General features: G+C 71.9%; 19 protein-coding genes and 2 tRNA genes. 13 read left to right on the top strand and 8 right to left on the bottom strand.

Annotation, left to right across the window (positions count from 1 at the left end; all coding sequences use genetic code 11):
• Positions 1–133: 133 nt before the first annotated feature.
• Complete coding sequence (locus ACIPRD_RS02420) at positions 134–1,552, bottom strand: ABC1 kinase family protein (RefSeq protein WP_401559231.1); 1,419 nt, start codon at positions 1,550–1,552, stop codon at positions 134–136.
• The gene (locus ACIPRD_RS02415) at positions 1,545–2,804 is read right to left on the bottom strand and encodes a ThiF family adenylyltransferase (RefSeq protein ID WP_401559228.1); all 1,260 of its coding nucleotides are present in this window, start codon (positions 2,802–2,804) and stop codon (positions 1,545–1,547) included. Before ACIPRD_RS02415 ends, ACIPRD_RS02420 begins: the two co-directional genes overlap by 8 nt.
• A gap of 354 nt (positions 2,805–3,158) precedes the next feature.
• Between ACIPRD_RS02415 and ACIPRD_RS02410 the strand changes: the two genes are divergently transcribed.
• The 4 genes from ACIPRD_RS02410 (at position 3,159) to ACIPRD_RS02395 (ending at position 6,967) form a co-directional block, all read left to right on the top strand.
• A complete protein-coding gene (locus tag ACIPRD_RS02410; RefSeq protein WP_356405651.1) occupies positions 3,159–3,755 on the top strand; it encodes a M48 family metallopeptidase in 597 nt (198 codons plus the stop codon).
• Between the two features lie 147 nt (positions 3,756–3,902).
• Positions 3,903–5,501, top strand: coding sequence for a TerD family protein (locus ACIPRD_RS02405; RefSeq protein ID WP_401559225.1), 1,599 nt, complete (start codon positions 3,903–3,905; stop codon positions 5,499–5,501).
• 11 nt (positions 5,502–5,512) lie between these two features.
• Positions 5,513–6,193: an AIM24 family protein gene (locus tag ACIPRD_RS02400; protein ID WP_356405647.1), complete on the top strand. Its 681-nt coding sequence runs from the start codon at positions 5,513–5,515 to the stop codon at positions 6,191–6,193.
• A gap of 18 nt (positions 6,194–6,211) precedes the next feature.
• Positions 6,212–6,967 carry an AIM24 family protein gene (locus ACIPRD_RS02395; RefSeq protein ID WP_356405645.1) on the top strand — a complete coding sequence of 252 codons (756 nt, stop codon included), beginning with the start codon at positions 6,212–6,214 and terminating at the stop codon, positions 6,965–6,967.
• Between the two features lie 69 nt (positions 6,968–7,036).
• Here ACIPRD_RS02395 and ACIPRD_RS02390 read toward each other — a convergent pair whose 3' ends face one another.
• Positions 7,037–7,564 carry an NUDIX hydrolase gene (locus tag ACIPRD_RS02390; RefSeq protein WP_401559222.1) on the bottom strand — a complete coding sequence of 176 codons (528 nt, stop codon included), beginning with the start codon at positions 7,562–7,564 and terminating at the stop codon, positions 7,037–7,039.
• Positions 7,561–9,024: a zinc-dependent metalloprotease gene (locus ACIPRD_RS02385; protein WP_356405641.1), complete on the bottom strand. Its 1,464-nt coding sequence runs from the start codon at positions 9,022–9,024 to the stop codon at positions 7,561–7,563. Before ACIPRD_RS02385 ends, ACIPRD_RS02390 begins: the two co-directional genes overlap by 4 nt.
• A 192-nt stretch (positions 9,025–9,216) precedes the next feature.
• Between ACIPRD_RS02385 and ACIPRD_RS02380 the strand changes: the two genes are divergently transcribed.
• The 4 genes from ACIPRD_RS02380 (at position 9,217) to ACIPRD_RS02365 (ending at position 12,361) form a co-directional block, all read left to right on the top strand.
• Positions 9,217–10,329 (top strand): SDR family oxidoreductase, encoded by a 1,113-nt coding sequence (locus tag ACIPRD_RS02380; RefSeq protein ID WP_356405639.1) that lies wholly within the window; start codon positions 9,217–9,219, stop codon positions 10,327–10,329.
• A gap of 75 nt (positions 10,330–10,404) precedes the next feature.
• Positions 10,405–10,866, top strand: a complete 462-nt coding sequence (locus ACIPRD_RS02375; protein ID WP_401559218.1) for a molybdenum cofactor biosynthesis protein MoaE — start codon at positions 10,405–10,407, stop codon at positions 10,864–10,866.
• 173 nt (positions 10,867–11,039) lie between these two features.
• Entirely contained in the window at positions 11,040–11,213 is a 174-nt protein-coding gene (locus ACIPRD_RS02370) for a hypothetical protein (protein WP_356405635.1), read from the top strand.
• Positions 11,214–11,263: 50 nt separating this feature from the next.
• Entirely contained in the window at positions 11,264–12,361 is a 1,098-nt protein-coding gene (locus ACIPRD_RS02365; protein WP_356405633.1) for a PDZ domain-containing protein, read from the top strand.
• Between the two features lie 120 nt (positions 12,362–12,481).
• Here the strand turns inward: ACIPRD_RS02365 and ACIPRD_RS02360 are convergent, their stop codons facing one another.
• Positions 12,482–13,024, bottom strand: coding sequence for a PPA1309 family protein (locus tag ACIPRD_RS02360; RefSeq protein WP_356405631.1), 543 nt, complete (start codon positions 13,022–13,024; stop codon positions 12,482–12,484).
• A gap of 163 nt (positions 13,025–13,187) precedes the next feature.
• On the opposite strand from ACIPRD_RS02360, the gene ACIPRD_RS02355 reads away from it, so the two are divergent.
• The 4 genes from ACIPRD_RS02355 to ACIPRD_RS02340 all read left to right on the top strand — a co-directional run bounded on the left by ACIPRD_RS02355 (position 13,188) and on the right by ACIPRD_RS02340 (position 18,410).
• Complete coding sequence (locus tag ACIPRD_RS02355) at positions 13,188–16,136, top strand: UPF0182 family protein (RefSeq protein WP_401560010.1); 2,949 nt, start codon at positions 13,188–13,190, stop codon at positions 16,134–16,136.
• A gap of 41 nt (positions 16,137–16,177) precedes the next feature.
• A tRNA-Met gene (locus tag ACIPRD_RS02350) sits at positions 16,178–16,251 on the top strand.
• Between the two features lie 205 nt (positions 16,252–16,456).
• Positions 16,457–18,268: a tetratricopeptide repeat protein gene (locus ACIPRD_RS02345; RefSeq protein WP_356405629.1), complete on the top strand. Its 1,812-nt coding sequence runs from the start codon at positions 16,457–16,459 to the stop codon at positions 18,266–18,268.
• A 68-nt stretch (positions 18,269–18,336) separates the two neighbouring features.
• Positions 18,337–18,410: transfer RNA gene (locus ACIPRD_RS02340), tRNA-Met, on the top strand.
• A gap of 200 nt (positions 18,411–18,610) precedes the next feature.
• On the opposite strand, the gene ACIPRD_RS02335 is transcribed toward ACIPRD_RS02340, so the two are convergent.
• The gene (locus ACIPRD_RS02335) at positions 18,611–19,027 is read right to left on the bottom strand and encodes a Fur family transcriptional regulator (protein WP_356405627.1); all 417 of its coding nucleotides are present in this window, start codon (positions 19,025–19,027) and stop codon (positions 18,611–18,613) included.
• Between the two features lie 153 nt (positions 19,028–19,180).
• Here ACIPRD_RS02335 and ACIPRD_RS02330 point away from each other — a divergent pair, with 153 nt between their 5' ends.
• On the top strand, positions 19,181–20,635 hold the full coding sequence (locus tag ACIPRD_RS02330) for a catalase (protein ID WP_401559212.1): 1,455 nt from the start codon (positions 19,181–19,183) through the stop codon (positions 20,633–20,635).
• A 72-nt stretch (positions 20,636–20,707) separates the two neighbouring features.
• On the opposite strand, the gene ACIPRD_RS02325 is transcribed toward ACIPRD_RS02330, so the two are convergent.
• Together ACIPRD_RS02325 and hisN are read right to left on the bottom strand one after the other, a co-directional pair.
• Entirely contained in the window at positions 20,708–21,103 is a 396-nt protein-coding gene (locus ACIPRD_RS02325; RefSeq protein ID WP_356405625.1) for a CBS domain-containing protein, read from the bottom strand.
• Between the two features lie 172 nt (positions 21,104–21,275).
• Complete coding sequence (gene hisN, locus ACIPRD_RS02320) at positions 21,276–22,076, bottom strand: histidinol-phosphatase (RefSeq protein WP_356405623.1); 801 nt, start codon at positions 22,074–22,076, stop codon at positions 21,276–21,278.
• Positions 22,077–22,106 lie beyond the last annotated feature (30 nt).

The raw sequence follows: 22,106 nt of genomic DNA, 5'->3' as shown, positions 1-22,106 counted from the left end.
TCCCCGACCGGGGAGGCGAAACCTTCCCCGCGGGGGCCGGTCCGGCCGAACGGACCGGCCCCCGCGGGCTGTTCGCCCCGCCCTGTCGGGGCGGGGAGACCGCCCCCGGGCGGGACCGGACGGCCCGGCGGGCTCACGCCTCCGCCGCGGGAACCTCCTCCGCGAGTTCCTCCGTCACGTCTTCCGCCACTTCTTCCGCCGGTTCCTCCGCCATCTCGTCTTCGAGGACGAAGCCCGGCAGCCACTCCTCCAGCTCCTCCCGCAGCCGGACCGTGGCACCCAGCTGGCACAGCACCCCGATCGTGCTCAGGGTCACGCGGTGTATCAACAGGTAGGCGGGCGGCAGGTTCAGCCGCTTGCCGAGCTGGTAGGCGGGGGAGCGCGGGTCGGCGACGCGAGCGGCCTGGTTGCGCATCCACGAGCGGGTGAAGGTGAACGTGTCGACCCGGGCCGGCTCGATGATCGGCATCAGATAGTCGAGGACCGCGTCGGGGTCGAGCTCGATGGAATCCTTCACGAACCCCTCCGCGCACAGAAGTTCGTAGACCGCCTGGGCGTCCCCGTCCAGCGTCACGCGCAGCGAGACACCGATCGGCTCGGGCAGCCCGCCGGAGAGCCGGTCGACGGTGCCGAAGTCCATGACGCCGAGCCGCCAGTCCTCGTCGCCGTCCGGGCCGCCGGGCAGCAGCCGGAAGTTTCCCGGATGCGGATCGGCGTGCAGCAGACCGGTGCGGGCCGGGCCGGAGAACAGGAAGCGGGCCAGCAGCTGACCGGCCCGGTCGCGCTGCTCCGGGGTGCCGTCGGAGATCACCTCCGACATGGGGATCCCGTCGATCCACTCGGTCACCAGGACCTGGTCGCACTGGTGGACCACTCCCGGGACCACCACGTCCGGGTCGCCCGAGAACTCCGCCGCGTGCGCCGCCTGGGCCTGCGCCTCCAGCGCGTAGTCCAGTTCCTCGGAGACCCGGTCCCTGAGCTCGTTGATCAGTGGCTTGATGTCCATGCCAGGGATCAGCGGACCCAGCAGGCGCGCGAAGCGGCTGAGCTGCCCCAGGTCGGACAGCAGCGCCTCGCCCGCGCCCGGGTACTGCACCTTCACCGCCACCTCGCGGCCGTCGTGCCACACCGCCCGGTGCACCTGTCCGATCGAGGCGGCCGCCGCCGGCTTGTCCTCGAATTCCAGGAACAGCTCCCGCCAGTCCGCCCCCATCCGGTCCTCCAGCACCCCGTGCACCGTGCGGGTGGGCATCGGGGGCGCCGCGTCCTGGAGCTTGGTCAGCGCCGCGCGGTAGGGGCCGGCGACCTCCTCGGGGAGGGCGGACTCGAAGACGGACAGGGCCTGCCCGAACTTCATCGCCCCGCCCTTCAGCTCGCCCAGAATTTTGAACAACTGTTCGGCGGTGCGCTGTTGCAGCTCGCGGCTGACGATCTCCGCGGACTCACCCACGATCCGCTTGCCCAGTCCCCATGTCGCCCGCCCTGCGATGCCGAGCGGAAGCGCGGCGAGCTTGGCGGTACGGGTGACCGCCTTCCGGGGAAGATCAGACATGCGCCCTCCAGGTCCCAGTCGGCCGCGGCGCGCCTGCCTTGCGTCGTCGCTCCGTCGACGGCCGTTGCACCGCCATTGTCGCGCGCGAGCCCCCGTTGGTTGAGGAGTGCTCCCTCTTTCCTTTCTCCGGTCCTTCGCCGAGCGCACCGCAGTCGCAGGCCGGATGCGGCCGGACGAGGCGGGAACGCCAGGTCAGAGCGGGTAGAGACGTCTCCCACCGAGTACCCGCGCCGGACGAGGACATCCCGTCGAGGAAGGCGAGGGCATGTGCCGCGGCGAGGCCCGCGACCGCCGTGGCCAGGGCCAGATCGCACGCGCCCACCCGGCGGGCCCGGCCGGAACGCCACTGGGCGACCAGCCGGGGCCACGCCGGATCCCGGTCCGTGCGGTGCTCGTGCAGACAGCGCGCGCAGCTCGTCTCCCCGGGCAGGACCAGCGGGCCGGCGATCCCCGTGCCCTCCACGACCCCGGCGTAGAGGTGGGGCGTGCCGGAGGCCATCAGCGGCGCGGCGGTGAAGGGGTCCGGCGCGTGCACGGCGACATCGTCCCGCGGGGCCAGCACCACCAGTGACAGGCCGGGACCGTCCGTGCCGGAGGGTGCCACCGGAGCGGGACCGGGCGCGGTCCGCCGGGAGGCGGGCGCCCGGCGCGGCGGACGGTCCGGGGCCGCGCGGCGGACCACCGCCCGTGCCGCCTCGTCCCGGCGCTCGCCGACCGACTCGGCGGGCAGTCCGCCGGGGGCGACGTCCCAGGGTTCCACGCGGCCCACGTCCCGCACGTCGACCTCGCCGACCCCGGCGCCGGACAGCACCGCGGCGAGCAGGGCGCCGACCCGCCCGGCGCCCCGCACCTGGACCCGGAGGGCGCGCCGGGCGGCCAGCCGGCCGAGCGCGCCGCCCGGCTCGGGCGTGGTGAGCGACAGGGAGGCGAGATCGGGACGCAGCCGCTCCAGCATGTCCTTCCTCTCCCGCAGCGCGTCCGCGGCCGGTCCGCCGCCCCGCGCGTCGTCGAGCAGTCCCGCGCCGGCGAGCCGCCGGACGAGGGCGTCGACATCGCCGTCCCGGAGATCCATGCGGCGCCCCTCCTCGCGCAGCAGCGGCAGTCCGCGGGTGCCGTTGAGCAGTTCCAGGAAACTGCCCGTGGCCGTGTCCACCGGGCCCAGCGTCATCGCGTGCGCCGGAGTCATACCGAACTGCACGGTGTTGAGGTCGCGCCAGCCGGGCCGCAGCGCCGGCTTCACCATCGGATGCATGACAGGCCACCGTGTTCGTCGTGGACGTCGGGCTCGTGCGTGTCCGCTCGCGCGTGTCCGCTCACGAATGTCCGGTGGAGCCGGTCGTGCTCCGCCGGTGGATGCCAGCTTGCCCGTACCCGGCCGGCCCGTGCCGGGCGTTGTCCACAGGCCCGAGACGATCGTCACATGAATGGTCCGAGCCTCATGGGCCGGCCGGAGCGCTCGCGCCTGCCGCACCCGCCAACCCGGCGCGCCGGCCGACCGCTTCGGCCGGGCATACCGGTCCTACGAATGCGGCGCGCGGTGGGGGATCGGTGGCGATCCGTCCCGGGGCCGGGACTTCTCCCCCGCGCAGCGGGTAACGTCGGGGCCGTGCCCGCCGACCCACCGCACAGCGCCGGAATGTCACAGCGCAGCACGACGAGCCAGCCGCCGGGCGGCTCGGGGGCGAGCGCGATCGAGGTCCGCAGGAGCGCCCGGCGCCGCCGGACCGTCTCCGCGTACCGCGAGGGCGATCGCACCGTCGTACTGATCCCCGCCCGCATGTCCGCGGCGGAGGAGCAGCGCTGGGTGACCGTCATGCTCGACAAGCTCGCCGCCCAGGAGAGCAGGAAGGTCCCGGGCGACCGCGAGCTGACCGAGCGCGCCGAGCGGCTGTCGGCCCAGTACTTCGCCGGGCGTGCCCGCCCGGCCTCCGTGCGCTGGGTCACCAACCAGAACACCCGCTGGGGTTCGTGCACTCCGGCCGAGGGCAGCATCCGGCTCTCGCACCGGCTCCAGGGGATGCCGGAGTACGTCATCGACTACGTGCTCTGCCACGAGCTGGCCCATCTGCTGGTGCCGGGACACGGCCCCGACTTCTGGCGGCTGCTGGAGTCCTACCCGCGCACCGAGCGGGCCCGCGGCTACCTGGAGGGAGTGGTGGCCGCCGCGCGGCTGCCGCACCTGCCGGGCGCACGCGACGAGTGAACCGTCCGCGCACGGGCCCACCCCGCCCCCGTGCGCGGTCCCGGGTGCGGTTGTGTACCGGGTCTGTACCGACTACGCCCGTTGTCAGGGTTTGCGGTTAGCCTGGCGCGACGCACTCATCTTCGGGACGGGGGACGGTCGTCACGTATGGCCAGGGAATTCCAACGAGGCCACAAGGCCAGGATCAGTGATCTGACGGCGGGTACGGATCTGTACGTGGGCGTACGGATCTCCGCCCCCGGACTGACCTTCGACATCAGCTGCTTCGGTCTGGACGCCGACGAGCGTCTCTCGGACGACCGGTACTTCGTCTTCTTCAACCAGCCGAAGTCGCCGGAGGAGTCCGTCCAGCTGCTGGGCGCCCAGGCCGGTGACACGGAGTCTTTCCGGGTCACGCTGGACCAGATCCCGGCCCACATCCACAAGCTGTCCTTCACGGCGACCATCGACGGCGCCGGCCAGATGTCGCAGGCCGATCCCGGCTATGTGCGCATCGTGGCGGGCGGCGAGGAAGTCGCGCGGTACTCCTTCGACGGCTCGGAGTTCTCCACCGAACGGGCCGTGATGCTCGGCGACTTCTACCTGAAGGACGTGTGGCGGTTCGCCGCGGTGGGACAGGGCTTCGACGGCGGCCTCGACGCGCTGCTGAAGAACTTCGGCGGCGAGGTGCTGGAGGAGGAGGCGCCCGCGCCCGCCGTCCCGCAGCAGCCGCAGGCCGGCGCCGCCCCGGGCTTCGCCCCGCCCGCGTTCGCCGCCCCGGCCGCCCCCGCGCCGGTCCCGGCCCCCGCGCCGCAGCCGTTCGCGCCGCCCGGTGCCGTCCAGCCCCCGTCCGCGGGGCCCGCGCCGGACGTGCACGCGGCGCAGACGCTCGTCGCCCCCCTCACCCCGCCGGGCACCGGCGTGGTCCCGCCGCCCGCACCGGCGCCCGCGCCCTACGGACAGCCGCCGCACGGCGGCACGCCGGGCGCGCCCCTGCCCCCCGGGTACGGGCAGCCGCCGGGGCAGGCCCCGCAGAGCCCCTACGGCCAGGTCCCCGGACCGCAGACCACCCCCTACGGCATGCCGCAGGGCGCCCCGCAGGGCGGCGCCGGAGTGTCGGCCGCGCTCCAGATGTTCAAGGAGACGCCGACCGGGCAGCGCTGGACGCAGCAGAACAGCAAGCTGATCCGTGTCGACCTCGGTGCCGGCGGCCGGCCGGTGCTGGCCCGGCAGGGCAGCATGGTGCTCTACCAGGGCAAGGTCGACTTCTCCTACAAGGGCGCCGGGTTCGCGGGACGGATCACCGGCAACGCCACCGGCCAGGAGATGCAGCTGATGCGCTGCACCGGCCAGGGCCAGGTGTTCCTCGCCGACAACGCCGCCCATCTGCACCCCGTCGAACTCCAGGGCGACGCGATCTGCGTCTCCGCCGAGAACGTCCTCGCCTTCGACGAGAGCCTCCAGTACGAGGTCCGCCGGATCGAGGGCCACGGCATCCCCGGCGGCGCGCTGTTCACGATGCAGTTCCAGGGCACCGGCACCATCGTCGTCAAGACGCACGGCACGCCCGTCGTCCTGCCCGTGACGCCGACCACCTTCGCCGACTGCAACGCGGTGGTCGCCTGGTCGGCGGCCTCCCAGGTGATCGTCTCCAGCCAGGTGCGGATGCGCCGCAACGCCTACCCGGGCGACACGGGGGAGAGCGTCAACCTCCAGTTCCGGGGCGCACCCGGCAACTTCGTCGTCGTCCAGCCCTACGAGGTCTGAGGGAGCCCGTCATGAACCAGCCGCTCGCGGGCTTCGCGCCCGCACCCGTCACCGCCCGCATGGAGAACCACGGCAGCCACATGCTGAAGGTCGCCATGCAGACCGGCCACGACCTCCTCGCACGCGTGGGCTCGATGGTCGCCTACGAAGGCTTCATCCAGTACGAGCCGAATCCGCCGGCCGTCCGCCAGATCGCCCGTGACTGGGCCACCGGCGAGGGCGCCCCGCTGATGAAGTGCTCCGGCGACGGTCTGCTCTACCTCGCCGACTACGGCGCCGACGTCGTCGTGATCAACCTGAATGGCGACGGCATCTCCGTCAACGCCACCAACCTGCTCGCCTTCGACGCCCATCTGACCTGGGGCGTCGAGCGGGTGAAGGGGCTGGCGAAGTTCGCCGGGCAGGGCCTGTGGAACACCAGGATCTCCGGCCAGGGCTGGGTCGCGCTGACCTCCCGGGGCAAGCCGATCGTCGTCGACTGCGGCGGCGGCGAGGACGAGACGTACGTGGACCCGGACGCGCTCGTCGCCTGGTCCCCGAACCTGAAGGTGAAGGGCAAGCGCAGCTTCAAGGCGCAGTCGCTCATCGGACGGGGCAGCGGCGAGGCCTACCAGATGGCCTTCTCCGGCCAGGGGATCGTCGTCGTTCAGCCCAGCGAGGACAGCACCGACCGCCTCCGGATCCGGGGCTGAGGGGGAGTCAGGAACACCATGCAGAGCCCGCTTTTCGCACACAACGACTCCCAGACCCAGGAGCGCTGGAGCCTGCAGAACGAGCAGATGCTCCGCGTCACCCTGGGCGGTCACGACGACATCCTCGCCCGCAAGGGCACCATGGTCGCCTACCAGGGCATGGTCGAGTTCGACGCCGAGTACCAGAGCAACAACCAGCGCCGCGCGCGTGCCCACACCGGTGAGGGCCTGAGCCTGATGCGCTGCCACGGGCAGGGCACCGTCTACCTCGCCAACCTCGCCCAGCGCGTGCACGTCCTGGACGTCGAGCAGGACGGCCTGACGGTCGACAGCAGCTACGTCCTCGCCATGGACTCCTCGCTGCACCACGAGGTCATCGCCGTCGACAGCCTCTACGGCATCTCCGGCTCGGGGAAGTACCAGCTCAACATCACCGGGCGCGGCAAGGTCGCCCTGATGACCTCGGGGGCGCCGCTGCTCATGCAGGTCACACCGGACCGGTACGTCAACTGCGACGCCGACGCGATCGTCGCCTGGTCCACCTCGCTGCGGGTGCAGATGCAGGCCCAGACGCACTCCTCCGGAGTGTGGCGCCGGCGCGGCAGCACCGGTGAGGGCTGGGAGCTGAGCTTCATGGGTTCGGGCTTCGCGCTCGTCCAGCCCAGTGAGCTGCTGCCGCCGCAGAACGCCGTGGTCGGCCAGGGCCTCGCCGCCCAGTTCGGCATGGGGCAGCAGGGGGCGCGCGGAATGAACCAGGGCAACGTCTGGGGCTGAGCCGCGGGAGAGGGGTGACCGCCTGGGCGGCCATCCGGGTGATCACCCAGGCGGTCACCCCTCACACCGTCAGAGCCGGGCGCGCGTCGCCTCCAGGAGCCGTACGACCGACTCGTCGGCCACGTCCGGCACCTCGTCGTAGGGGAACCAGCGCACGTCCAGCGACTCGTCGCTGACCGCGTGCTCGGCGCCGCGCGGTGCCAGGACCGCGTACTGGACGTCGTAGTGCCAGTTGCACGGGGCCGGGATCGGGTGCTTGTCCAGGCGCACCGGGCCGCCGGGCAGCAGGGTCAGCCCCTCGATGCCCGACTCCTCGGTCGCCTCACGCAGGGCCGCCGCGGTCAGGGAGGTGTCGCCCGGCTCGCAGTGGCCGCCCATCTGGAGCCACATCTTCAGCTTCTTGTGCAGCGTGAGCAGCACCCGGCCGTGCTCGGGGTCGATCACCAGCGCGCTCGCCGTGACGTGACCGGCCTCGCAGGCCTTCCACATGCCGTCCTCGTGGGCGGCGAGATGGTCCAGATAGTCCTGACGCAGCGCGTCCTGACCCTGGCCCTCGAACGTCTTCAGCACGAGGACCGCATCGTCGTACAGGCTCACTGGGTGTCGTCGTCCTTGTCTCCGCCGGTCGCGCCGGTGTCTTCGCCGGTCCCGCCGTCGGTCTTCTTGTGCAGGTCGGGCTTGCCCGCGGCCTCGCCGAGCATCTTGTCCAGCTCGGAGAAGTCCATGTGCTCACGGTGCACGAAGCCGTCCGGGTCGTCCAGGTCGGTCGCCGTCGGCAGCATGTCCGGGTGGGCCCACAGGCCGTCCCGGCCGTCGACCCCGCGCGCGTCCGTGAGCGAGGCCCACAGGCGGGAGGCGTCGCGCAGCCGGCGCGGGCGCAGCTCCAGGCCGATGAGCGTGGCGAACGTCTGCTCGGCCGGGCCACCGGTCGCCCGACGCCGGCGCAGCGTCTCGCGCAGGGCGTCGGCGGACGTCAGACGCGGCTTCGCGGCGGCGTGGACCACCGCGTCCACCCAGCCCTCGACGAGCGCCAGAGCGGTCTCCAGACGGGCCAGAGCGGCCTTCTGCTGCGGGGTGTCCTCCGGCTGGAACATGCCCTGCTGGAGTGCGTCCTGCAGCTGCTCGGGGTTCTGCGGGTCGAACTGGCCGACCACGTCCTCCAGCTTCGCGGTGTCGACCTTGATGCCGCGCGCGTAGCCGTCGACCGCGCCGAACAGGTGCGAGCGCAGCCACGGCACGTGCGCGAAGAGGCGCTGGTGGGCGGCCTCGCGCAGGGCCAGGTAGAGCCGCACCTCCTCCTTCGGGACGCCGAGGTCCTTGCCGAAGGCCTCCACGTTGGCCGGGAGCAGCGCGGCCCGGCCGGCCGGACCCAGCGGCAGGCCGATGTCGGTGGAGCCGACGACCTCGCCCGCGAGCACGCCGACGGCCTGCCCGATCTGGGTGCCGAACATGGCACCGCCCATCGAGCGCATCATGCCGATCAGCGGGCCGGCCATGGCCTGCATCTCCTCCGGCAGGACGTCGCCCATGGCCGCGCCGACGCGCTCGGCCACCGGGTCGACCAGTTCCTTCCAGGCGGGCAGGGTCGCCTCGACCCACTCCGCGCGGGACCAGGCGACGGCGGAGCCGGAGCCCGAGGGCAGCGACGTGGCGTCGTCCAGCCACAGGTCGGCGAGGCGGACGGCCTCCTCGACCGCGGAGCGCTCGGCGGGGCCGACGCTCGCGTCCTTGACGCCGTCAGGGGTGCCCTGGGCGACCGTCTGGCGGGCGATCTGCTTGGCCATGTCCCAGTTCACCGGGCCGCCCTCGTACGAGAGCATCTGGCCCAGCTGCTGGAACGCGGCGCCCAGGTCGGTGGGGTTCAGGGACCCGAACATGGCCGCGAGCGGATTGTCGGCGCCTCCGGCGCCGAAGCCTCCGGCGCCGGGCAGGCCACCGAAACCGAACGGATTGCCCGGTCCCTGCCCACCGCCGCTCTGCTGGTCCTTCTTCTTGCCCTCGTCGCCGTCGTCCGGCTCCTCCGGCGGAAGGCCGAATCCGAATGGGGTGTCACTCACGGGATTCCTCGGCTGGTAAGGCCACCGGCTTCTCTCCGGCGGCGCGGCTGCCCGATTTCACCACCCAGCGTAGACACCCCGACCCGATCGGGCCTCGGTGCTTCGCCCACGGAAGGCCTGCGGCAGGATGGATGCACCTGGTACGTACGCGTCACGCGCGCCCGTACTGAAGACAACCGCTGGAGACGCCCGGTGAGTTCCCCAGATCCACAGGTTCGCGCAGCGCGAAACCCCTCAACCGCCTCCGCCGTGCGCGGGCCCGTCGTCGCGGTGACCGGCGCGGCCACCGGGATCGGAGCGCTGCTCACCGAGCGGCTGGCCGCCTGTGAGGAGATCAGACAGGTCGTCGCGATCGACGAGCGGCGAGGGGAGTGCGCGGACGCGCAGTGGCACATCCTCGACGTGCGCGACCCGGCGATCGCGGACCGGCTGCGGGGCGCGGACGTGGTCGTCCACCTGGCGCTCGACCTCGACCTCGGCAGCGACGCGGCGGCCCGTACGGCTTACAACGTCCGGGGGACCCAGACCGTGCTGACGGCCGCCGCCGCGGCCGGCGTGCACCGGGTGGTGCTCTGCACGTCCGCGATGGTGTACGGCGCGCTGCCGGACAACGAGCTGCCGCTGTCGGAGGACGCGGAGCTGCGGGCGACCGCCGAGGCGACCGGGGTCGGGGACCTGCTGGAGATCGAGCGGCTGGCCCGGCGCGCGCCGAGGGCGCATCCGGGCCTGAACGTCACCGTCGTACGCCCCGCCGTCCTGGTGGGCGGCACGGACACGGCGCTGACCCGGTACTTCGAGTCGCCGCGGCTGCTGGTGGTCGCCGGGTCGCGGCCCGCGTGGCAGTTCTGCCACGTCGAGGACCTCTGCGGGGCCCTGGAGTACGCGGTCCTGGAGAAGGTCGAGGGCGAGCTCGCCGTCGGCTGCGACGGCTGGCTGGAGCAGGAGGAGGTCGAGGAGCTGAGCGGGATCCGGCGGATGGAGCTGCCGTCGGCGGTCGCTCTCGGCGCCGCGGCCCGGCTGCACCGGATCGGCCTCACCCCCTCCCCGGCCGGGGACCTCGCGTACACGATGTACCCGTGGGTGGTCAGCGGGAGCCGGCTGCACGACGCCGGGTGGCGGCCGCGGTGGACCAACGAGGAAGTGCTCGCGGAGCTGCTGGAAGAGGTGTCCGGACGCCACACGGTCGCCGGCCGCCGGCTGGGCCGCAAGGACGCGACGGCGGCGGGCGCGGCGGGCGCGACGGTGGCCCTGCTGGGTGCGGCGGCCGTGGTCCGGCGGGCCCGGAAGGCCAGGCGTCTGCTGTGACGGTCCGCCGTCCCCGGCCCCGCACGCGGCTTCCGCGGCCGTGAAGGAGGGCCTCCCACCTGGCACCATGGAGGCATGGCACCCGTGAACGATCATCCTGGTGAGCAGGCGGCGCAGAATCCCGTCAAGCTGATCGGCATCCGCGACACGCCGCTCTGCGTGGACGAGGTCTTCCGTGCCGTCGGGGACGACGCGGCCGGCGGCGTCTCCCTGTTCGTGGGGACCGTGCGCAACCACGACGGGGGTGCCGACGTGGACGCCCTCGGGTACTCCTGCCACCCCAGCGCCGAGGCGGAGATGCGGCGGGTCGCCGAGAAGGTCGCCGCCGACCACCCCGTGCGGGCGCTGGCGGCCGTGCACCGGGTGGGGGAGCTCGCGGTCGGGGACCTCGCGATCGTCGTCGCCGTGTCCTGCCCGCACCGGGCCGAGGCCTTCGAGGCGTGCCGGAAGCTGGTGGACGACATCAAGCACGAGGTGCCCATATGGAAGCACCAGAGGTTCTCCGACGGCACCGAGGAGTGGGTCGGCGCCTGCTGACCCGGGGCGCTTCCCGCGGTGCCTTTCGCGGCGCCGTCCTGCGCGGTGTCCCCCCGTTCGGCTCATCCGTGACTCCGGTTGCGTAACCGACCCCCGCACGTGAGCGTTGTCGGTGCGGATGGTTAATCTGCTGATCAGTAAGTCGCGGACGCGCATGGGGTTGGGAGGTCGGCATGGCGGCGCTCGCCTGGTTGCTGATTCCGTTTGTGGCCGCGGTCGTGGCCGGACTGTGGGGAAGCTGGGCCAACCGGACCCGCAAGGTGCGCGGCGACGGGCCCGAACTGGACGGATACGCACGTTTCCGCGAGGCCATGGAGAAGTCCCCGCCGGGTGCCCGCGGCACCTGACGCGGGTGCCCTGACGGCCCCCTGACAGCGGCGTCCCGTACTGTCGTGGCATGCCACGCCGCACCGCGACGATGCTCGCCTCCACCCTGATGCTGATCGCGCTCCTGTGTGCGGGAGTTCTCATCCCCGTGCCCTACGCGGAGATGTCTCCGGGGCCGACGGTGAACACGCTCGCGGACCACGACGGCGAGCCGGTGCTGCAGATCTCGGGACGCCGGACCTACCCGGCCGGCGGCCACCTGAACATGACCACGGTCCGGGTCACCAGCGCCGACTTCCGGATGAACCTGGTGGAGGCCGTCTACGGCTGGCTGTCGCGCGACAGCAAGATCGTGCCGCACGACACGCTCTACCCGGACGGCAAGACGGAGGAGCAGTCCACCCAGGAGAACGCCGAGGAGTTCAGCCAGTCGCAGGAGAGCGCCAAGGTCGCCGCCCTGAAGGAGCTGGGCATCCCGGTGAAGTCGTGGGTGATCGTCTCCACCGTTGTCAAGGGCTCCCCGGCCGAGGGCCGGCTGCACGCGGGTGACGTGATCAAGGCCGTGGACGGCGCCGCGGTCAAGCAGCCCTCGGACGTGGCCAAGCTGGTGACCCGGCACAAGCCCGGTCAGCGGGTCGTCTTCACCGTCGTCCCGGCCAAGGACCAGGCCGCCGCCGACAAGGAGCACAAGCCGGCGACCACGACCCGGAAGGTCACGATCACCACCCGGACCTCCGACGACACCGGCGCCAAGCGGGCCATCGTCGGGATCTCCGCCGGGACGGACCACACCTTCCCGTTCACCGTCGACATCAAGCTCGCCGACGTCGGCGGCCCGAGCGCCGGCCTGATGTTCGCGCTCGGCATCTACGACAAGCTCACCCCCGGCGACCTCACCGGCGGCAAGTTCGTCGCCGGCACCGGCACCATCGACGACAACGGCACCGTCGGCCCCATCGGCGGCATCGACATGAAGACCGTCGGCGCGCGCGACAAGGGCGCCCAGTACTTCCTGACGCCCGCCGACAACTGCGCGGCCGCCGCCAAGGACACCCCGGCCGGCCTCACCCTGGTCAAGGTCAAGACCATCGGGGACGCGCTGACCGCCCTCAAGGACATCCGCGCGCACCGCACGGCCGACCTGCCGAAGTGCACGTCCAAGAGCTGACGTGACCGCACCGGCGTAATCGGCAGGACGTGCGCGGCGGATCCGCGGCACATACGTACGACGACAGGGGCGGCCCCGGGAAGGGGCCGCCCCTGATCCGTGTGCGCGGGGGAGCGCCGGTCAGTCCTCGAAGGTCGTCGCCAGGGCCTCCGCCAGGCCCGGCACCAGGTCCGGGCCGGTCAGGACCTCCGTGGCGGAGTCCTTCTCACGCAGCCGGACCGCCGAGTCGCGGGTGCCGTCGCGCAGCACCGCGACCGTCATGCGGACCTCCTGGCGCTCGGGGTGGTCGGCCACCCACTTGGTCAGCTTGGCCTCGCTCAGGCCCTGCGGGACCTGGGCCTCGGCCGACGGCGGCAGCATCAGACGCTCGACCGTGAGGGCGCAGCCGACCACCGCGTCCGGCCAGGCGATGGTGCCGAGGAACTTGTCGAGCGGGGTCCCCGTCGGGATCTCGTCCTGCTCGATGGGGGTGAGACCGGCGGTCTCGGACTCGTCCTGCAGGCCGAGCTGCGCGGCGAGCGCGGGTTCCTGGGTCCGCAGCCGTGCGGTGTCTACAAGGGCGAAGAGGCGAGCGGGCTGGTCCCAGCCGAGGCCGGAGACGTACTCGTCGATCTCGAGTACGGCCCGGGTGAGCGGGTTCGCTGCCATGGGAGTGTTGGACATGGTCACAATCCTGCCTCGTTCCCGGCCGGAATCGGGAACCGAGCAAACCGTGAGTAAGTTGCATAGGTGTGGGCCTGCGATCACGGGGGGCCACCAGGGTGCCGGGGACACGACGCCCTGACGGATCGACAGTGACTTCGAGGGGCGCACCTTGGCTTTCCAGATGCCGGACCGCGGCGGAGGCCCGACGGGACCGCGGGCCAGAGCGGGCCGCCCGTCCCGGCGCGCCCGGTTCCTGATCGTGACCCTGGGCGTCCTCGCCGCGCTGGGCATGGCCTTCACCATGTTCGCCGGGTTCTGGACGGACTGGCTGTGGTACCGCTCGGTGCACTACTCCTCCGTGTTCACCACCACGCTGTCGACCAAGATCGGGCTGTTCTTCGTCTTCGGTCTGCTGATGGCCCTCGCCGTGGGCCTCAACATCTGGCTCGCGCACCGGCTGCGGCCCCCGCTGAGCGCCATGTCCATGGAGCAGCAGAGCCTGGACCGCTACCGCATGGCCATAGCCCCCTACAAGAGGTGGCTGCTGCTGTCGGCGACCTCCCTGGTCGGTCTGATCGCGGGCGCCTCGGCGGCCGGCCAGTGGCGCACCTGGCTGATGTGGGTCAACGGCGTGCCCTTCCACCAGAAGGACCCGCAGTTCGGTCTCGACGTGTCCTTCTACGCCTTCGACCTGCCCTGGTACCGGTTCCTGCTCGGCTTCGGCTTCGCCACCACGATCCTGTGCCTGATCGCCGCCGCGCTCACCCACTACCTGTACGGCGGGCTGCGCGTCACCAGCCCCGGCGCGCGCGCCACCGCCGCCGCGACCGGCCACCTGTCCGTGCTCCTGGGCGTCTTCGTGGCGCTGAAGGCGGTCGCCTACTGGCTCGACCGGTACGGCCTGGCGGTCAAGTCCAGCGACTTCAAGACCACCGGCAACTGGACGGGCCTGCGCTACGTCGACGCCAACGCCTATCTGCCGGCCAAGACGATCCTGTTCTGTATCGCCGTCATCTGCGCGCTGCTGTTCTTCGCCACCCTCTGGCGGCGCACCTGGCAGCTGCCCGTCATCGGCTTCGGGCTCATGGTCCTGTCCGCCGTCCTGATCGGCGGCCTGTACCCGGCCATCGTCCAGAAGTTCCAGGTGCAGCCCAACGAGCAGGCCAAGGAAGCCCCGTACGTCCAGAAGAACCTGAAGGCGACCCGCGAGGCGTACGGCATCGACCACACCAAGGTCAGCGAGTACCCCGGAAAGTCCGCCACCAAGGACACCGGTGCACTGCGCGAAAAGGTCGCCGACACGGCAGCCCTGCGCGTCATGGACCCCAACGTCGTCTCCCCGACGTTCCAGCAGCGCCAGCAGATCCGGGACTACTACGGCTTCCCGACCAACCTCGACGTGGACCGCTACTCCACCAAGGACGGCACCGACCAGGACACCGTCCTCGGCCTGCGCGAGCTGGACCTGGACGGCGTCCCGAAGAACAACTGGATCAACGACCACTTCCGCTACACCCACGGCTACGGCGTGGTCGCCGCCAAGGGCACCGCCGCCGACTCCGAGGGCCGCCCGGTCTTCATCGAGAAGAACCTGCCGTCCAAGGGCGATCTGGGCAGCTACCAGCAGCAGATCTACTACGGCGAGAAGACCACCACGTACTCGATCGTCGGCGGCCCCCAGAAGGAGGTCGACTACTCCGACGACGACGGCGAGAAGACCACCCGCTACACGGGCAGGAGCGGGGTCAACCTGGGCAACCCGCTCAACCGCGCGGCGTACGCGGTGGCGTTCAACGAGCCGCAGATCCTCTACTCGGGAGCCATCGGCAAGGGCTCGCGGATCCTGTACAACCGCACGCCCAAGGACCGTGTCGAGGCGGTCGCCCCGTGGCTGACCATCGACGGCGACGCCTATCCGGCGGTGGTGGACCACCGCATCCAGTGGATCGTGGACGCGTACACCACGACGAACGGCTACCCGTACGCCTCCCGTACGACCCTCGGCGACACCACGGCCGACTCGCTGACCGCCACCAACAACTCGCGCGCGGTGGTGGCCCAGCAGAACCGGGTCAACTACATCCGCAACTCGGTGAAGGCGACCGTCGACGCCTACACCGGCGAGGTCCGGCTCTACCAGTGGGACACCGAGGACCCGGTGCTGAAGACCTGGATGAAGGCCTTCCCCGGCACGGTCCAGCCCCGCACGGACATCTCCGCGGACCTCATGGCGCACCTGCGCTACCCGCAGGACCTCTTCAAGGTCCAGCGTGAGCTGCTCAGCCGGTACCACGTGACGGACGCGGACACCTTCCTCAGCGGCAGCGAGGTCTGGCAGGTCCCGGACGACCCGACCCAGGACTCGCACAGCGCGGTCCCGCCGTACTACCTGAGCATGAAGATGCCGGACCAGAAGGCGCAGGCGTTCTCGCTCACGACGACGTTCACGCCCAACGGCCGGGACAACCTGAGCGCGTTCATGGCCGTGGACTCCGACCCGCGCACCGGCGACTACGGCAGGATCAGGATCCTGAAGCTGCCGACGAGCACGGCGGTCGACGGCCCCAAGCAGGTCCAGAGCCAGTTCAACTCCGAGTCGGCCATCGCGGAGACGATCAGCCTGCTGAGCAGAGGCCACTCCAAGGTCGAGTACGGCAACCTGCTGACGGTGCCCCTGGACGGGGGACTGCTGTACGCGGAGCCGGTCTACGTCCGCGGCGGTTCGCTGAAGTACCCGCTGCTGCGCAAGGTTCTGGTCACCTACGGAGGCAGGACCGCCTTCGAGGACACCCTGGACCAGGCGCTCGACAAGGTCTTCGGCGTGGCGGGATCGAGCCCGCCGTCCGGCACCGGCGACGCCGGTCAGGGCCCCACCGACCCGACGGTCCGCAAGGCGCTCCAGGACGCGCAGAAGGCCTTCGACGCCGGTCAGCAGGCCCTCAAGGAGAAGGCCGGCCCGGACTGGGGCGCGTACGCCGAGGCCCAGCGGGACCTCCAGGACGCGCTGAAGCAGGCCGAGGACGCCCAGGCCAAGGCCGACGGTGCGAACAAGTCCGACAAAACCGGCAAGACCGTCAAGCCGGGAAAAACCGATGAATCCTCCAAGTCGGGCGAAAAGAAACAGGATTGATCAAGTCCCGCCCAGCCGTGTTACTGTTACCAGGCAAACGGCGCGGGGTGGAGCAGCTCGGTAGCTCGCTGGGCTCATAACCCAGAGGTCGCAGGTTCAAATCCTGTCCCCGCTACTGCGAACGAAGGCCCGGATCCTCAAGGGATCCGGGCCTTCGTGGTGTGCGAACTCATGTGCAGGGAGGAGTGACGGCCGCGCCGCCGTGGGGAGTTGGGGGAAGTGTGTTTGACTTGTCGTTCTGTGGGCATGTCGACAAAACGCTGAAGTGACCTCACGGGCTGCGGTACACCGGGTGTACCCAGGTTGCAGGTGGTGCGACGATGGACGTTATGGGGGACAAGGCAACTCTGTTCGGGACGGGGCGATTTGAGCAACCTGCCGGCGAGGAGCCGTCCCGCGACGAAACAGGGGAAGCCGCGGAGGACGTACGGCTGCGGTTCGCGGCCGAGACCGGCGACGCGGGGGCGTCGAGCGTCCTCGGTGCCAGACTGCTGCGCCGCGGCGATCTCGACGGCGCCGAACCCCTGCTGAGAGCGGCGACCGCGGCCGGTGACCGGGCCGCCGCCAACAACCTGGGTGTCCTGCTGCACCAGCGCGGCTACCCCGACGAGGCGGCCGGCTGGTGGCGGATCGCCGCCGTCGCAGGCTCCGCGGCCGCGGCCCACGCGCTCGGCCGCCACCACCGTGAGCGCGGCGACGAACCCGCCGCCGAGTACTGGCTGCGCCAGTCCGCCGAGCAGGGCCACGTCCTGGGCGCGTACGCCCTCGCCGACCTGCTGGAGCACCGCGGGGACAGTTCCGCCGAACACTGGATGCGCGTCGCCGCCGAGCGCGGGCACCGCGAGGCCTCCTACCGGCTGGCCCGTGCGCTCGACCGCAGGGGCACGCACGAGGACGGCTCCGCGCCCGACAACGCTGTCGAGGAGGCCGAGCAGTGGTACCGCCAGGCCGCCGCGCGCGGCCACCAGCGGGCCGCCCTGCACCTCGGCGCGATCCTGGAGAAGCGCGGCGAGCTGAAGGAGGCCGGCCGCTGGTATCTGACCTCCGCCAAGGACGGCGAGGCGCGGGCCGCCTGCGCCCTCGGCTTCCTGCTGCGCGACGCCGGTGACACCGAGAGCGCGGCCGTGTGGTGGCTGCGCGCCGCCCAGGACGGCGACGGCAACGCGGCCAACGCGCTCGGCGCGCTGCACGCCGAGCGCGGCGAGACGCAGACCGCCGAGCGCTGGTACCGGGCCGCGCTGGACGCCGGTGACGACAACGGGGCCTACAACCTCGGCCTGCTCTGCGCCGAGCAGGGCAGGACCGCGCAGGCCGAGCAGTGGTACCGGCGCGCCGCCTACGCGGGGCACCGGGAGGCGGCGAACGCGCTGGCCATCCTGCTGCTCCAGGGCGGGGACACGAGCGGGGCCGAGCCGTGGTTCTCCAAGGCCGCCGAGGCCGGCAGCGTGGACGCCGCGTTCAACCTCGGCATCCTGCACGCGGGCAAGGGCACCCTGGTGGACACCCGGATCGCCCTGCGCTGGTACGAGCGGGCCGCCGCCGCCGGACACACCGAGGCGGCGCTCCAGGTCGGCATCGCCCGGCTGCGCGACGGCGACGAGCAGGAGGCCGAGCGGCACCTGCGCTGCGCGGCGGGCGGCGGCAGCCCGGAGGCCGCGTACCGGCTCGCCACCGTGCTGGACGCGCGCAGGCCCCCGGAGCCCGCGCACGAGCTGGGGGAGAGCGTCCACGAGAAGACCGAGTGCGAGGAGTGGTACGAGCGGGCCGCCACCCAGGGCCACCGGCGCGCCCAGGTACGCGTGGGCATGCTCGCGGCGGCCCGGGGCGACGTGGTCGAGGCGGCCCGCTGGTACCGCACGGCCGCGGAGGCCGGCTCGCGCAACGGGGCTTTCAACCTGGGGCTGCTGCTGGCCCGCGAGGGCAGCGAGCCCGAGGCGGCGGTGTGGTGGACCCGGGCCGCCGACGCGGGCCACGGACGGGCGGCGCTGCGGCTGGCCCTCGTCTACGCGCGCCGCGGCGAACTGGACGAGGGGCAGAAGTGGGCCGACCGGGCGGTGGAGCTCGGGCCCGCTGAGGTCGCCGAACGGGCCGGACGGCTGCGCGACGCGCTGCGGGAAGAGCTCTCGGCGTGAGCGCGGTCACGCGACACCCGGGCGATTTGCTTCCCCGGGCGTCCCTCGCGTAATGTCAGGTTCACCGACGCGGGGTGGAGCAGCTCGGTAGCTCGCTGGGCTCATAACCCAGAGGTCGCAGGTTCAAATCCTGTCCCCGCTACTGAAGCCCGAGGGCCGGAATCCAGAAATGGATTCCGGCCCTCGGTCGTTTCCGGGCGCGGACGCGCCGGGGCCGGAGCGCGGCTCGTTACGGGGGTGCGAAACCGGTGCGCGGCTCGCTGCGCGGATACGAAAAAAGAGGGGGCCCGTGGCCCCCTCTCCCTCATTCCCGCGCTCGGCCGCGCGGGCCCTCGCGCACCGTCACGCGCCCGCGCAGTCCGGGCACAGGCCGCGGTAGGTCACCTCGACGTCCGAGACCTGGAACCCGAAGCGCTCGCTGTCGGGAAGGTCGGCGAGCGGGTTGCCGCCCGGGTGCACGTCGCGGATCGCGCCGCAGCGGGCGCAGACCAGGTGGTGGTGCGGCCGGTGCGCGTTCGGGTCGTACCGCTTGGCGCGCCGGTCCGTGCTGACCTCGATCACCTCGCCGAGGGAGACCAGCTCGCCCAGCGTGTTGTAGACCGTCGCCCGGGAGATCTCCGGCAGCCGCACCACGGCACGCGCGTGCACCTCGTCGGCCGTCAGGTGGACGTGTTCACCGTCGAGAACCTCGGCCACGACGCGTCGCTGCGCGGTCATGCGCCATCCGCGTCCACGCAGCCGTTCCAGAAGGTCGCTCATAGCCATCAGCGTAACAGCCGCGGGGCCAGGTTCCGAACGAGTGTGACTTTGGATGGCAAGTTGACTTGGATTAAGTCCAATGTAGGATCGGGTTCGGCTTTGGCCAATGATCAGGACCAGCCGGGCTGGTCGGCAATGACGCAGGAGGCGCACGTGACGCAGGGACCGCTCACCACGGAGGCCGGGGCTCCGGTCGCCGACAACCAGAACAGCGAGACCGCGGGCGTCGGCGGCCCCGTCCTCGTCCAGGACCAGCTGCTGCTGGAGAAGCTCGCCCACTTCAACCGGGAGCGCATCCCGGAGCGCGTGGTGCACGCCCGCGGCGCCGGGGCCTACGGCACCTTCACGGTGACCGCCGACGTCACCCCGTACACGCGCGCGGCGTTCCTCTCCGAGGTGGGCAAGCAGACCGAGACGTTCCTGCGCTTCTCGACCGTCGCGGGCAACCTGGGCTCCGCGGACGCGGTGCGTGACCCGCGCGGCTGGGCGCTGAAGTTCTACACCGAGGAGGGCAACTACGACCTCGTCGGCAACAACACCCCGGTGTTCTTCATCCGGGACGCGATCAAGTTCCCCGACTTCATCCACACCCAGAAGCGCGACCCGTACACGGGCAGCCAGGAGGCGGACAACGTGTGGGACTTCTGGGGGCTGTCGCCGGAGTCCACCCACCAGGTGACCTGGCTGTTCGGCGACCGCGGCATCCCCGCGTCCTACCGCCACATGAACGGGTACGGCTCGCACACCTACCAGTGGAGCAACGAGGCCGGCGAGGTCTTCTGGGTCAAGTACCACTTCAAGACCGACCAGGGCATCAGGAACCTCACCGCCGCCGAGGCCGAGCGGCTCGCCGGCCAGGACCCCGACTCCCACCAGCGCGACCTGCGCGAATCCATCGAGCACGGCGACTTCCCGTCCTGGACCGTGCAGGTGCAGATCATGCCGGCGGCGGACGCGGCGGCGTACCGCTTCAACCCGTTCGACCTCACCAAGGTGTGGCCGCACGCGGACTACCCGCCGGTCGAGATCGGCCGCCTGGAGCTGAACCGCAACCCGGAGAACGTCTTCGCCGAGGTCGAGCAGTCGGCCTTCAGCCCCGCGCACTTCGTGCCGGGCATCGGCCCCTCGCCCGACAAGATGCTCCAGGGCCGCCTCTTCGCCTACGGCGACGCCCACCGCTACCGCGTCGGGATCAACGCCGGACAGCTGCCGGTGAACCGCCCGCACGCCACCGAGGCACGCACCCACTCCCGCGACGGCTTCCTGTACGACGGCCGCCACAAGGGAGCGAAGAACTACGAGCCGAACAGCTTCGGCGGCCCCGAGCAGACCGGGCGGCCGCTGTGGCAGCCGTACGACGGCCTCGCGGGCGGCACCGGCAACCACCCGGTGCCGGTCCACGCCGAGGACGACGACTTCGTCCAGGCCGGAGACCTGTACCGGCTGATGTCCGAGGACGAGCGGGACCGCCTGATCGGCAACCTGGCCGGCTTCATCGCCAAGGTGTCGCGCGACGACATCGCCGAACGCGCGATCGGCAACTTCCGCGCCGCGGACGCCGGCTTCGGCAAGCGGCTCGCCGAGGCCGTACGGGCGCTGCGCGGCTGAACCGCGCCGGCGTCACCGGACCGCGGGCCGGACCCCTGTCGAGCGGCAGGGGTCCGGCCCGCCGCCGTGCGCTCAGAGTGCCGCCGCGGGCTCCCGGGCCGGGACCCAGCAGCGGATGATGTCGCGGACCGAGACGATGCCCACGGGTTCGCCGCGGTCGAGGACGACCAGGTGACGGAAGCCGCCGTGGGTCATGGCCCGGGCGGCCTCCTCCAGGGTCCAGGCCGGGGCGGCGAAGACGACGTCGGTGGTGGTGTGGGCGTGGGCGGTCTCCGTGTCCGGGTTCTGGCCGAGGCCCACGGAGTTCAGGACGTCGCGTTCGGTCAGGATGCCGATGCCGCCGGCGTCGGGGTCCAGGACCACGGCGGCGCCGACGCGGCGGGCGGACATCAGGGCGGCTGCCTGACGGAGGGTGTGGGCGGGTCCGACGGTGAGGATCACGGTGCTCATGGCGTCACGGACGAGCATGGGTGGGGCCACCTCCTCGGGAATGCGTGCTGTGCGCGCCCTGTGCCGACGGCACCCGTGGACGCTGCACAAGTTCACAAGCGGGGGTAGACTCCAGAGTGGCAGGTAAAGGGAGAGTCAACAAGGGGGCGCGCGACGCCAGTTGACGGCGCGCGTGAGTGTCTCCCCTGCCTCACCGGCGCGGGTCGAGATACCCCAGCAGCTCGTCGTGCAGCAGGCCGTTGGACGCGGCCGCGTTGCCGCTGTGCGGGCCCGGCCGGCCGTCGAGGCCGGTGAACGTGCCGCCCGCCTCCGTGACGATCACCGCGGTGGCCGCCATGTCCCACAGCGACAGCTCCGGCTCCGCGCAGATGTCCACCGCACCCTCGGCGACCAGCATGTACGACCAGAAGTCGCCGTACGCGCGCGTGCGCCACACCTCGCGGGTCAGGTCCAGGAAACCGCCCAGGCGGCCCTGCTCCTCCCAGCCGGTGAGCGAGGAGTACGCGAACGAGGCGTCCGCGAGATCGCCGACGCCGGAGACGTGGATACGGGACGCCGAGGTCAGGCTGCGGCCGGTGAACGCGCCGTGCCCCTTCGCGGCCCACCAGCGGCGGCCCAGCGCGGGCGCGGAGACGAGGCCGACGACGGGCTGGAAGCCGCCCTGGCCCGCCTCCGTCAGGGAGATCAGGGTCGCCCAGACGGGCACGCCCCGGACGTAGTTCTTGGTGCCGTCGATCGGGTCGATCACCCACCGGCGCGGGCCGGTGCCCTCGACGCCGTACTCCTCGCCGAGGACCGCGTCGCGCGGCCGGGCGCGCCGGAGCTGGCCGCGGATCAGTTCCTCCGCCGCCTTGTCCGCCTCGCTCACCGGCGTCATGTCCGGCTTCGTCTCCACCTTCAGGTCGAGGGCCTTGAAACGGTCCATGGTCGCGGCGTCGGCCGCGTCCGCGAGGACGTGGGCGAGGCGGAGGTCGTCGAGGTAGTCCGGCATGGAACGAACCGTATCCGTCCTCGGCGGTAC

The sequence above is a fragment of the Streptomyces sp. NPDC090108 genome (genome assembly GCF_044747185.1).
In the GTDB taxonomy this organism is placed as follows: Bacteria; Actinomycetota; Actinomycetes; order Streptomycetales; family Streptomycetaceae; genus Streptomyces.
The sequence above is the reverse complement of the archived record's forward strand: the minus strand, read 5'-3'. Positions and strand labels throughout refer to the sequence as shown.

Bases quoted from the DNA above. Each gene is read 5' to 3' on its own strand.
- ACIPRD_RS02370 (WP_356405635.1), top strand. From the start codon at position 11,040: ATGGCGGCGCTCGCCTGGTTGCTGATTCCGTTTGTGGCCGCGGTCGTG.
- ACIPRD_RS02345 (WP_356405629.1), top strand. From the start codon at position 16,457: ATGGACGTTATGGGGGACAAGGCAACTCTGTTCGGGACGGGGCGATTT.
- ACIPRD_RS02355 (WP_401560010.1), top strand. From the start codon at position 13,188: ATGCCGGACCGCGGCGGAGGCCCGACGGGACCGCGGGCCAGAGCGGGC.
- ACIPRD_RS02420 (WP_401559231.1), bottom strand. From the start codon at position 1,552: ATGTCTGATCTTCCCCGGAAGGCGGTCACCCGTACCGCCAAGCTCGCC.
- ACIPRD_RS02395 (WP_356405645.1), top strand. From the start codon at position 6,212: ATGCAGAGCCCGCTTTTCGCACACAACGACTCCCAGACCCAGGAGCGC.
- ACIPRD_RS02405 (WP_401559225.1), top strand. From the start codon at position 3,903: ATGGCCAGGGAATTCCAACGAGGCCACAAGGCCAGGATCAGTGATCTG.
- ACIPRD_RS02415 (WP_401559228.1), bottom strand. From the start codon at position 2,804: ATGCATCCGATGGTGAAGCCGGCGCTGCGGCCCGGCTGGCGCGACCTC.
- ACIPRD_RS02360 (WP_356405631.1), bottom strand. From the start codon at position 13,024: ATGTCCAACACTCCCATGGCAGCGAACCCGCTCACCCGGGCCGTACTC.
- ACIPRD_RS02375 (WP_401559218.1), top strand. From the start codon at position 10,405: ATGGCACCCGTGAACGATCATCCTGGTGAGCAGGCGGCGCAGAATCCC.
- ACIPRD_RS02325 (WP_356405625.1), bottom strand. From the start codon at position 21,103: ATGCTCGTCCGTGACGCCATGAGCACCGTGATCCTCACCGTCGGACCC.
- ACIPRD_RS02365 (WP_356405633.1), top strand. From the start codon at position 11,264: ATGCCACGCCGCACCGCGACGATGCTCGCCTCCACCCTGATGCTGATC.
- ACIPRD_RS02335 (WP_356405627.1), bottom strand. From the start codon at position 19,027: ATGAGCGACCTTCTGGAACGGCTGCGTGGACGCGGATGGCGCATGACC.
- ACIPRD_RS02400 (WP_356405647.1), top strand. From the start codon at position 5,513: ATGAACCAGCCGCTCGCGGGCTTCGCGCCCGCACCCGTCACCGCCCGC.
- hisN (WP_356405623.1), bottom strand. From the start codon at position 22,076: ATGCCGGACTACCTCGACGACCTCCGCCTCGCCCACGTCCTCGCGGAC.